The 12,110-nt window shown below is 43.9% G+C and carries 9 protein-coding genes; 6 read left to right on the top strand and 3 right to left on the bottom strand.

Annotation, left to right across the window (positions count from 1 at the left end; genetic code table 11):
* The 5 genes from AC1DV1_RS22730 to AC1DV1_RS22750 form a co-directional block, all read left to right on the top strand.
* A partial coding sequence (locus tag AC1DV1_RS22730) for a hypothetical protein (protein WP_477363901.1) occupies window positions 1-485 on the top strand: 485 nt, incomplete at its 5' end.
* Between the two features lie 425 nt (window positions 486-910).
* Complete coding sequence (locus tag AC1DV1_RS22735) at window positions 911-1,141, top strand: hypothetical protein (protein WP_477363904.1); 231 nt, start codon at window positions 911-913, stop codon at window positions 1,139-1,141.
* Between the two features lie 155 nt (window positions 1,142-1,296).
* Window positions 1,297-3,453: a glycoside hydrolase family 3 C-terminal domain-containing protein gene (locus tag AC1DV1_RS22740; RefSeq protein ID WP_477363907.1), complete on the top strand. Its 2,157-nt coding sequence runs from the start codon at window positions 1,297-1,299 to the stop codon at window positions 3,451-3,453.
* Window positions 3,454-3,600: 147 nt separating this feature from the next.
* The gene (locus tag AC1DV1_RS22745) at window positions 3,601-5,715 is read left to right on the top strand and encodes an alpha-L-arabinofuranosidase C-terminal domain-containing protein (RefSeq protein WP_477363910.1); all 2,115 of its coding nucleotides are present in this window, start codon (window positions 3,601-3,603) and stop codon (window positions 5,713-5,715) included.
* 62 nt (window positions 5,716-5,777) lie between these two features.
* Entirely contained in the window at window positions 5,778-7,352 is a 1,575-nt protein-coding gene (locus tag AC1DV1_RS22750; RefSeq protein ID WP_477363913.1) for a glycoside hydrolase family 43 protein, read from the top strand.
* 597 nt (window positions 7,353-7,949) lie between these two features.
* Here the strand turns inward: AC1DV1_RS22750 and AC1DV1_RS22755 are convergent.
* The 3 genes from AC1DV1_RS22755 to AC1DV1_RS22765 form a co-directional block, all read right to left on the bottom strand.
* Window positions 7,950-8,348: a response regulator gene (locus tag AC1DV1_RS22755; RefSeq protein ID WP_477363916.1), complete on the bottom strand. Its 399-nt coding sequence runs from the start codon at window positions 8,346-8,348 to the stop codon at window positions 7,950-7,952.
* Window positions 8,335-9,783 carry a sensor histidine kinase gene (locus tag AC1DV1_RS22760; RefSeq protein WP_477363919.1) on the bottom strand — a complete coding sequence of 483 codons (1,449 nt, stop codon included), beginning with the start codon at window positions 9,781-9,783 and terminating at the stop codon, window positions 8,335-8,337. The genes AC1DV1_RS22755 and AC1DV1_RS22760 overlap by 14 nt, the downstream gene beginning before the upstream one ends.
* A 415-nt stretch (window positions 9,784-10,198) precedes the next feature.
* Window positions 10,199-10,822, bottom strand: coding sequence for an RNA polymerase sigma factor (locus AC1DV1_RS22765; protein WP_477363922.1), 624 nt, complete (start codon window positions 10,820-10,822; stop codon window positions 10,199-10,201).
* A gap of 192 nt (window positions 10,823-11,014) precedes the next feature.
* Here AC1DV1_RS22765 and AC1DV1_RS22770 point away from each other — a divergent pair, with 192 nt between their 5' ends.
* Window positions 11,015-12,070, top strand: coding sequence for a FecR family protein (locus AC1DV1_RS22770; protein ID WP_477363925.1), 1,056 nt, complete (start codon window positions 11,015-11,017; stop codon window positions 12,068-12,070).
* Window positions 12,071-12,110: the final 40 nt, after the last annotated feature.

The following is a 12,110-nucleotide window of genomic DNA, read 5'->3' on the forward strand; positions in this document are numbered from 1 at the left end:
CCAAGGGTGGTTTTCGTAATGCGGGTATCGAACCAATACAGGTAGATGAAGGGGGTGATGTGACTTTACCCATGGTCAGCGCAACTTTTAAAGGCCCCTCACAACTTAACCTGTTAAATCCATTCGTTGTTSAGCAAGCAGAAACCACGGCGGGCACTTCGGGGCAAGTCCAGTTCGAAGCTGATGGCAATGAGGGTAATATGGTTGCCATAGGAAAAATAGATAAACAATGTCTTATGGTGCGGGGAGCCGATTTTAGCAAACAGGTTCCTGCCAAATTCGAAGCCCGGGTGAAAGGAACAGGTAGAATTGATGTTTATGTAAATAATCTTAAAGGCCCGGCTCTTGTTTCCCTTATATGTGATGCGAAGGACTGGACTACGCTCTCAAAGAAAATAGAACTGAACATAAAGAAAGGAGTAGGGAATATCTATTTTGTATTTAATGGAGAGGGTTTTTTGTTTGATGAATGGAAGTTTTATTAAGTCCGGTTGCTGGTTTATTGATGCTATTTATAAGTAGACGTTCGATCAAAACGGGCTGTTACTGCCGATTAGGTGAAACGGTTAAGCCTTTCTCTTTTGGGAGCCAGGCAGGTGCTTGATCAGCGTATGATGGATGCCATTAAAGCAGGATATAAACAGTAATTGCCTGCATGCCCAACTCCGCTGAAAAGAGGGGTGGGGCTTTAAAAATACCCGGAGTTTTAAGATAAAAGATCAAAAATTTGAAAATTAAATAAGAGAGAGTTTTAGTTGAATATAAGTGGATGCCTGGGGCCTTTACTGAGAGGTCCCGGCATTTTTTCTAACTCTGACAATTCTGTTTTCAACATGATGGAAATCAACAATGATCTATTTGAACGCATGACAATATCCGCGGCAAATGATACCTGGTTAAAAACTAGAACATGAAAAATCAAATGATTTCCAAGGCGCCGGAATTAGATGAAGCTGAAATTAAAGCTTTGATAGAGAATTTTGATACGATTGGTATGTTGCTTAAGGAGCACGTTACTATCGTCGGTAACCCCATCTTAACGCCGGAATCGAAAAAAATGTGTAACGAGGGCCTGGTTCTTATTAAGAAGTTCACTCAAAAATGTTTAGAACATTATGGGATGCGTTACCTTTCAAAATAAGATTTCAACGATACGCTATCTGGATATGGGCATGCCCACGCAACAAGTTGAAAACTTAAAAGAAGAAAATGGCTGGCCTGGCCGGCCTTAAAGCAGGGTCTGTTGAAACTTACGGCTGCAGATAAACAGCACCGACAAGAAGAAAAGAAATATTTATGAAATATACCATTGCCTGTTTTATGGCATTTTTAGTGGCCGGCGGCGTTTCGGCACAAAACAAAGGTGAGGTTGCGCTTAAAGCGAAGATCAGCAACATCGTCAGCAAAATGACGCTGGAAGAAAAGATAGGAATGCTTCACGGCAACGCGCTGTTTTCCTCGGCAGGCGTACCCCGTTTAGGCATCCCGGAACTTACCTGCGATGATGGCCCATTAGGCGTACGTGAAGAAATCAAGCGTTTTGATTGGGCTTCGGCTAACTGGACAACCGATTCTGCCACATTCTTGCCAAATGGCTCGGCCATAGCCGCTACCTGGAACCCGGTTATGGCTAACAAATATGGAGTTGTAATAGGGGAGGAGGCCAATGCCCGTAAAAAGATTGTAATGCTGGCACCGGCATTCAATATTTGCAGGATGCCGCTTTGCGGCCGTACCTATGAATATTATTCAGAAGATCCTTATTTGAACAGCCAATTGGCTGTTCAATCTGTAAAAGGAATTCAAAGCCAGCATGTGGCAGCCTGTATAAAACATTTTGCCGCCAATAATCAGGAACTTAACCGCGATAGCGTAAACACGATAGTTGATGAAAGGGCATTACGCGAAATTTATTTCCCGGCGTTTAAAGCAGCCATACAGCAAGGGTATGCCTACACCATTATGTCGGCCTACAATAAGCTGAATGGTTATTGGTGTTCCGAGAATGATTTTTTATTAAATAAGGTGCTAAAAAACGAATGGGGCTTTAAAGGAGTGGTCATGTCGGATTGGTCCGGGACGCACCATACCGTTGCCGCGGCCAATAACGGGTTGGACATTGAAATGGGATCAAGCGGGCCGTATGATCAATGGTATTTTGCCCAACCCTTACTTAAAGCTGTTAAAGAAGGGCAGGTTCCGGTAAAAATAATAGATGATAAAGTACGCAGGATTTTGTGGGTGATGTATCACACCTCCATGAGCACTAACCATCCTAAAGGATCGATCGCTACACAGGCGCATACCAAAGCCGCATATGATATCGCGACAGAATCTATAGTCCTGCTAAAAAACGACAGCCGGTTGCTGCCCTTAAAAGCAGATAAGATTAAAAGTATTGCGGTCATCGGCGATAATGCCATCCGCACATTTGCTTTGGGTGGGTATGGCGCCGGTGTAAAAGCGCAACACGAGATAACAGCATTAGACGGTATAAAATCAAGGTTCGGCAAAACAGCCAGTATCAGCTTTGCGCAGGGCTATAAAGCAACCTACCTGGCAAGTAATAGTGACGAACAAAATCGTGGCTATGACTGGCCCGATCAAAAATTGATTGATGAGGCGGTAGCGCTTGCTAAAACCAGCGATGTTGCCATTTTATGTATCGGTTCAAATCGGGAATATGAAAGTGAAGCGCATGATCGTAAAAGCCTGGAACTGCCCTTTGGCGAGCAGGCGTTGGTTACCGCGGTTACGGCGGTTAATCCTAATACCATCATTGTAATCATGGGCGGCGCTCCGTATAATCTGAATGAAATTAAAAAAGCCAACCATGCGGTTGTCTGGTCGTGGTTTAACGGCTCGGAGGCTGGGATTGCACTGGCTGATGTATTAAAAGGTGTCATCAATCCGTCGGGAAAGCTGCCGTTTACCTTCCCGGTCTCGTTAAAAGATTCCCCTGCTTTCGCTTTAAATACTTATCCGGGCGAAGGCGCTACGGCCGAATATAAAGAGGGCATACTGGTTGGCTACCGCTGGTACGACACGAAGAAAATTCAACCGGAATTCCCTTTTGGTTATGGGCTTTCCTATACTGATTTTTCCATCAGCCATTTTTCGGCCGATAAAACAACTTACGAAAAAAATGAAACTATCCACGCAAAATTCACTATCAAAAACACAGGCAGCCGCTACGGGGCCGAAGTTGTGCAATTATATGTAAGTGATCCGGTCAGTTCAGTTTTGCGTCCTGAAAAAGAACTAAAAGCTTTCCAAAAAGTTTTTCTGCAACCGGGCGAAACGAAAACAGTTGAACTGGATGTAAAGGTTGGAGATTTGGCTTTTTATGACGAGACAAAAAAAGCATGGAATACCGAAGCCGGCGAATACATCCTTCAGTTAGGTAATTCATCACGCAATATTTCAAAAACAGTAAAAATCTTGGTTAAATAAACCCATTTCAGAAGCAGTGTGAAGTTTATGGAAAATCTGTGAACCGGACTTCCGAATACCGATAAACTGAGAAATAATTTTCAATGGAAATACCCCGTTGGTCTTATAAAATAAGTGTAAAAAACACAACAAATAATATTAACTTTCATGATGAAAAAGTTATTACCCATTTCAATTTTGTGCCTGTTCCTGTTTACAGCGACAAGCCTGAAAGCGCAAAATCCTAAGCTTACGCTTAATTTAACTAAACCCGGCGCAGATGTAAGTCCGCAACTGTATGGGTTGATGACCGAAGAGATCAACCATTCGTACGATGGGGGTTTGTATGCCGAGCTGATCAGGAACAGGATATTTAAGGATAATCCAAATACGCCGGAAGGCTGGAGCGTAATCAAGGAAGGTGGCGCGAAGGCCACCATTCAATTAGTTGCCGCAAACCCCAACTATATACCTGCAGATGAGCGGCGCCATGCAATTAATGGCGCGTTAACCACTTGTTTAAGATTGTTGGTGGATACCAGCGGTGGCCGGGCCGGCATTGCAAATGAAGGTTATTGGGGCATACCTGTTTTGCCTAATACAACTTATACCGCCTCTTTTTATATTAAAGGTATGGAAAGCAAGCCATTGACCGAGCAATGGGCTCCCGCGCCTAAAACTGCAGTTCCGGTAATTGCTGATAATACTGCCGGGCCTATAACCGTGAGTATAGAAAGCAATGACGGTAAAACGGTATATGCTTCGGGGACTATTAATTTGGTAAAAAGCGCATTTTGGAAAAAATATGAACTTAAATTAACAACCGGCGCAGATGTTAAACCAACATCTGCCGCCCGTTTTGTTATTTCGACAAACCGTACCGGGGTTTATTATTTTAACCTCGTCTCTTTATTTCCGCCAACTTATCATAACCGCCCCAATGGTAACCGGGTAGATATCATGAAGTTATTGGCCGATATGAAACCCCGCTTTTTACGTTTCCCCGGCGGTAATTTCCTTGAAGGCCCAAAATTGACCGATGCGTTTCCGTGGAAAACTACTTTGGGGCCGCTTGAAGGACGGCCCGGCCATACCGGCTCATGGGGCTATCGCCCTACCGACGGAATGGGCTTACTTGAATTTTTAGAATGGTGCGAAGACCTGAAAATGGAACCGCTTCTTGCCGTTCATGCCGGCTATTCACTCGATGGCGACCATGTGGACGCAGGCCCGCTTTTAAAGCCGTACGTAGATGATGCGCTTGATGAAATTGAATATGTTACGGGCGATGTACACACCTACTGGGGCGCCAAGCGTGCCGCAGATGGACACCCGGCGCCTTTTAAACTCAGCTATGTGGAGATTGGTAACGAAGACGGGTTTGACGCGTCTGGCAGTTACGACGGACGTTTTGCCCAGTTTTATGATGGCATTAAAGCCAAATACCCTAACCTTCACTGTATTGCAACCATCGGCGGTAAGGACTGGCTTGGGACCAGGGGTAAATTAACCATTCGCAAGCCCGAAATTGTAGATGAACATTATTACCGCACTGCCTGGGAAATGGAAGAGGATGCGGCACGTTATGATAAGTACGACCGTAAAGGCTATAAAGTGTTTGTAGGAGAGTGGGCAACGCGTGAAGGCGAACCAACCACCAATATGAACGCCGCCCTGGGCGATGCCGCCTGGATGACAGGCATGGAACGAAATTCAGACCTGGTTATCTTGTCATGCTACGCGCCATTATTTGTAAATATAAATAAAGCCACGGCAACTGCGCCAAAAGCCTGGCAATGGGACTCGGACCTGATAGGTTACGATGCTTTAAAAAGCTTTGGTTCGCCATCGTATTACGTGCAGAAGATGTTTAATAGCTATATCGGCAATAAAGTGGTGTCTATAGCGGGCGCCAATATCCCCACCCAAACGCGGCCTGCTACCAAACAGGACAGTGCCGCCAATAAAATGCCCAAACCTATACCCGCCATGTTTTATGTAGCTACCCGGGACACCAAAACGGGGAAACTGTTTCTTAAAGTAGTAAATACAACAGGAAAGCCGCAGCAGGTTGATATCGATTTAAATGGTGCCGGAAATTTGTCACCAGAAGGTACCCTGGTAGTAATAAAAGGCAATAAACCCGAAGATACGAACACGATCAGCGATCCGGTAAAAATAGTTCCGGTTACCTCCAGGATAAAAGTGGCAGGCGCTAAGTTTACAAAGACTTTCGATCCATATTCAGTAAGCATGCTTCAAATAAATACATTAACTAAATAGTTGAAACCAAGTAAGAAACTAAATAAAACCAGATAAGAATACCAGGACAAAAAAATGTCAATATGAGAAATGCGATTTACAGGTTATGGATGATGGCCTTAATTATCACGCTTATAGTGCCGTGTTTATATGCGCAAAAAGCCACTAATCCCATTATTTACGCAGATGTACCGGATATATCCATAGAGCGTGTAGGCAATAGCTATTACATGAGCAGCACAACGATGCACATGAGTCCCGGTGTACCGATTATGAAGTCGAACGACCTGGTGAACTGGAAGACGGTGGGTTATGCGTACGATACTTTAGCAAATATTGATGCAACAAATCTTACAAATGGCAAAAATATGTATGGGGAGGGCTCGTGGGCAAGTTCTATCCGTTTCCATAATGGTACCTATTATGTAAGCACATTTTCTGCAAATACCGGCAAAATGCACATTTACAGTACTAAAAATATCGAAAAAGGCCCATGGAAAGCCAGGTCATTTGCCCCCGACCTGGGTGATCACTCCTTGTTTTTTGATGATGACGGAAAGGTTTATATGATTAGCGGGAGCGGAGATTTAAGGTTAGTTGAATTAAAGGACGATCTTTCCGGTATAAAGCCTGGCGGAACGGACCAGGTTATCATTAAAAAAGCAAACGTGCCTTCGGGCGGCATTGGCCTCGGTCCGGAGGGCTCTCAGTTGTTTAAGATAAAAGGCAAATATTATCTTTTTAATATTACATGGCCACCGGGCCACGTACGCACTGTTATCATACACCGGGCAGATAAAATCACTGGCCCGTACGAAGGGCGAATTGGCCTCCAGGACCTGGGTGTGGCACAAGGTGGATTGGTTGAAGCGCCAAATGGAGCCTGGTATTCTTATTTGTTCCGTGATTATGGCTCGGTGGGCCGTATTCCCTATTTGGTACCTGTAAAGTGGGAGGATGGATGGCCCGTTTTGGGCAATCACGGCAAAGTGACCGATACACTCGACCTTCCGGCCGGTAAAGGTTTGATCCCGGGCATCGTCGCTTCAGACGAGTTTACCCGTAAAAAAGGTGAACGTGCATTACCACTGGTTTGGCAATGGAATCATAACCCGGATAATAGCTTGTGGTCTGTTACCGCGCGGAAAGGGTATTTACGGCTCAGCACCGGCAGGATTGACACCAATTTCCTGGCGGCTCGAAATACATTGACACAACGCACTATCGGCCCGGTATGCTCAGGGGCAGTTTCGCTCGACGTTTCTAATATGAAAGATGGTGATTTCGCGGGTTTGGGCCTTTTGCAAAAAAATTACGGGTTGGCAGGTGTCAAAATAACCGGGGATAGCAAAGCTGTCGTCATGATCAATGCAAGCACCGGAAAACCTGTAGAAGCACAAACAATCCCCTTAAACCAAAAGGTAGTATACTTTAAGGCGGAATGCAATTTTACGAACAGAAAAGACGTGGCAGATTTTTTTTATAGCCTGGACGGGAAAACGTGGATACCATTGGGCACGCAATTAAAAATGGCCTATACCTTTCCGCATTTCATGGGCTATCGTTTTGCTTTGTTTAATTATGCCACAAAAAATATAGGAGGGGCGGCTGACTTTGACTTTTTTCATATAACAGGTTCCATTTTCCCGGAAAAATAAATCCTGTTAAATTTAACGAACGCAAAAATTGAAAAATATATCTTACTATTATTATCCTTATAAACCCAGATGTTTGCAGGGGTGCAAAACTATTAAAAAACGGCATTAGGTTTAAAGACATCAGCCAACGGAATTTCGGTTGAGGTTCACTTTATAAGCTCACAGCCAAATAATGGTCAATATGTAATAAAGAGAAAGACAGCTTTAGAATTCTTCGGCATATGAAAACCGGGTCTGGATTGCAATGTTAAAGTAATTGTCTGATTTGTATTGTTTTTGGAAAAGGTACGGTGCGATTAGCCACACTTTAGCCGATACTGCTACAGTACAGATGATAAAAATATGAAGGGTTTTCATGCTCATTCGTTTCTTTACTTCCCCAATTACGATCTACTTAGGGGCTTATTCTTTTTTAAGATCATAATCGATAATTTTTGAAAAACCGCCTATTTTAGTCAATTCATCAATAAAACCGTGCGGATTCTGCAAGGCTGTCCCAGTGGACCCGTTCATTTTTGTGTTTCGAAATAATTAATGTTAAGATTTTTTCTGCTGTCCGCGTCCCCCTTTCAAGATGTCGTTTCGCGCTACATTTCGTCAAATCCTGGTGCCGTTCAGCATCTCAATCAGGTCGTCATTCGTAATTGGTTTTATATAAAAGTTGGAAACTTCCTGGTAACTTGCGGCTTTAAGCCGGTCTGCCTGATCAATAGAAGAACTGATGATGTAAATCGTTATTTTTTCGGGCACATCGAATTTGATAAACTCGTCAAGGAACTGCCATCCGTCAAGCACTGGCATGTTGATGTCAAGCAGGATTACTGAAGGCATGTTCTCCCGGATTTTTATCGCCGATTTTAAATAATCCAGCGCCTCATCGCCGGCATTAAAAACAAGCAGGCGCTCACAAAAATTTACCAGGCGCATTTGTTTGGAAATCAAAAAGGTAAATATTTTATCGTCATCGATCAGACAGGCGATATCAATTTTTTTCATGTATAAGGGGTGTAAACTGAATAAAAAAAGAAGTGCCAACACCGGGCTGGCTCTCGGCCCAAATCCTCCCACCCATAGCCTCTACCTGGTTTTTTACCAGGAAAAGCCCCATGCCCCTGGCATCAGGATGGCGGTGAAAGGTTTTATACATACCAAATAGTTTGTGGCCATGCAGGGCCAGATCGATCCCTAAACCGTTATCTGCGATGATAAGCAATGGCACTCCGTCATCCAGGTTGGCGCTTATCTTTATTTCGGGCCGGCGCTCCGGATGCTGGTATTTAAGGCTATTGCCTATCAGGTTAACCAGTACACTCTCCAGGTAAGCCGGATTAAACACAACTGTGATTCCATCATCCATATCTTTAATTATACTTGCATTACTGGCGCGGATAGAGGCAGAAAGGATATTTAGCCCTCTTTCTACTTCATGTGCCAGGTCGATTCTTACCCTTGTGTCTGCGCTGCTCTCCTGAACCTTCACCACCTCGTTCAAATGCGCCAGGGTTTCCAGCAGGCTGGCAGCATTCCCGTCAAGCATTTGCACCAGAGTCTCTTTTTCTGCCGGGTCTGTTTCTTCCAGGATCATGCTCGTCAGCATCCGGATATTGCCAGAATGTGAACGGAGGTTATGCGATACGATATGCGCAAAATTCAGGAGCCGGTCGTTTTGGAGGCGAATGATCTCCATGCTGTTTTTTTGGTCGGTAACATCTTTAATTTGCGAAACGAAGTAAAGGGGTGCACCGCTCTCGCTTCTTACCAGCGAAACACTCAGCAGGGCCCATATGATCCGGCCATCAGCATGGTAGTACCTTTTTTCCATTGTATAGGAGCCGATGTCACCTGCAACAAGTAAATTGAGTTGCTCGAGGTCGCTTTCCAGGTCTGCCGGATAAGTGAATTCCTGAAAAGTGTGACCGAGGAATTCCGGTTCTGTATAGCCAAAAAGCTGGCATAGGCTGGTGTTCACCTTTATCCAGCCCCCGTTGAGCGATACCAGCGCCATCCCGATCGGCGCATGATCAAACGCTTTGGAGAAGCGTTGTTCCCTTTCTTCCAGGGCCATAGCCTGCAAGCGCCTGTCTGTAATGTCGGTTAGCGTGCCATAAAGGCGCGTGCAGCGGTCATCGGCCGATTCTGCCTGTACGCGCACTTCAACCCATTTTTGGGTGTTTTTCGCAGTGAGTACTTCCAGTTCGCCTCTTTCTGGCAGCCCTGAAACAATCGCTTTATCTATTAAGGCCCTCACCTTCGCTGGTTCCCGGTAAAAAAATATGACATCCTCCATCGAGCCCTTATAGTCGTCGTCAACCTCCATAATCTGGAAGATGATCTTATTCCAGTAAAATGTCCCCTCCAGGAAATTGCGCTCCCAGATTCCCAGCCCGGCCAACGAGGCCGCATTTTGATAAAGTTCTGATTTTGTCTGCATCCCGAATACTTCTCCTGTCGATATTCCATCACAAGATAAGCATACAAAGCATAGTACGAAACTATATTGTTGGCCAACCCTATGAACCGCCTTAAAATTTTCTATCTAAAAAGAACTTGAGAGGTATTAGGGGAAGCAAATTTTTAATGCTGATAAGGTGTAGCAATACTTGATCTATTTAAAAACCAGGTGATTATTGGATTACATCAGGCAAATTAAAAAATAATAGCTTAATGGTTTTTTCTGTTTTTCCGTCCGGATGGGGGCAAAACCTTTAACCGGTACATGTGCTCGTTGTTTTCGGTTGTATTGTAGTTGAGTACGGCAAAATATGGTGTTATGTTTTCTGCAGGTAGTTACCGTTTTTAGCAACAGGGAATCGTCATCTGCCCTCGTTAGTGTCCAATTATGTCAATTAATGGATCGCTCTGCTTCCCTTAAAAATGATTACCCAGCAAATTACATCGCGCAGAACCTTGATGGCATTGTGCAAAGTGTTGTAAACGGTGCGTTCGCTCAGGCCTGTTTGGTCGGCAATATCTTTAAATGAAACGGCATCAAAGTACCGAAGGCGGATAATTTCTTTCTGCCTGGGCGATAGCTCGTTCAGCGCCTTTTGCAACCTTTTTTTCATATGCTCATCATGCTGGCTGGCTATCAGTATCGACTCATAGGAGGGTTCGGCCGGGATATCTTCTATAGATAGCTCATCTATCAAATGGCCTGTTTGAGTTTCGGCTGATAATTGCTGATACGTTTTATATAATATCCGCTTATAAATGGTCAGCGTATATTGCTGGATGTTCTGCACATCGGCCAGTTTATGCCTGATCTTCCAAAGTTCTAAAAATAAATTATGGATACCCTCCTTTACAAGCTCGGGGTTTTTGTAAAGAGAAAGCCCGAAGCGATATAAATCATCATAAAAAATATTAAAGCATTCATAAAGTCCCTGCTTTTCACCTTCTGCAAGCAATTGCCAGTTCTTGTAAATGTCCTTGTGTTTAGGACTCATCAGCACTGTTTTTGATACTTCCATCTAAATATTGAAAATTAACGCATGATTTACAAATGGTTAACTTTTTAAAATTTTTATAAAACTACATAATACTTATTGAATAATGCAATAGCGCTGTCCTGAAAACTGAAACATAAAATTTATTTTGAAAAGCATTGGTAAAAAAGWATAATCTATTGCACTTGTATGTAAACGTTTCAAATTATATTACAAATGGACTATTCTTCATACCAAACAGAAGACTTTTTAACTGACGATAGCTTTGTGGCATACTGCTATGCCGAGAATGCAGAAGCTATTGCCAAATGGGAAAATATATTGGCCCAAAACCCAGGTATTGGCAAAAAAATGGATGATGCCCGCGAGTTATGCCTGTTATTGGGCATTAAAGTTGGCGCTGCAGAAAAGGCCGCAGGGCTTGAACGCCTTAAAAGCGCATTGGACGAAACAGTTGAAGCAGAACAACCCGAAGGCAGGATTATTGGCTTACGTAATTATTTTATGCGATGGATGACCGTTGCTGCTGCGTTATTAATTATGGCAGGCGCATTCGCGGTGTATCAGTTAACTACCAATACTACAGGCGCGGCTCTTTACAGCGCGGCTAACGATCATAACTATACCCTGGTAGGGCAAACCGGTGCCGGTGAACGCAAATTTATTCGCCTGCCCGATGGAAGCACAGCGCTGCTTAATGGGGCAACCTCTTTAAAAATTGCCACCGATTATAATGCCCATAACCGCCACCTCTTACTAAGCGGTGAAGCTTTCTTTTCTGTTACAAAAAATAAGCGTAAACCCTTTGTTGTAATTACCGGTAAAACGGCCACAACCGCCCTTGGTACCTCATTTAAGGTTGAAAGCTATTCCGGAGCGGGTGTGGCAAGTGTAATGTTATCAACCGGTAAGGTTAAAGTTGAGTGTACGCAGCCCGATTTGGAAGTGGCCGATGTAACCCTTATACCAGGTCAGAAAGCCACGCTTTTTAAAGGCGACAAGGTATTTACCCAAACCAACTTTAATGCCAACGACCTTCAAAACTGGATAAACCGAAAACTGGTGTTTAAAAGTGCCGGCTTGGCGGAGATTGCCCTGAAAATGAAGGCCATGTACGGGATAGTAATTGCCCCGGTTGATAAAGCGGGTGACAGTATATCATTTACCGGCGAGTTTAGCGGAAAAAGCATTGCCGAAGTACTGGACGCTATTGGCTTTACCAATCATTTTACCTACAAACAGGACGGCAACGTCATAAAACTGATATTCTGAATTTAAACCTAATGATTTTAAATATTTAAAAACCCAAACT

The sequence above is a fragment of the Mucilaginibacter sp. P4_D1 genome (assembly GCF_056401935.1).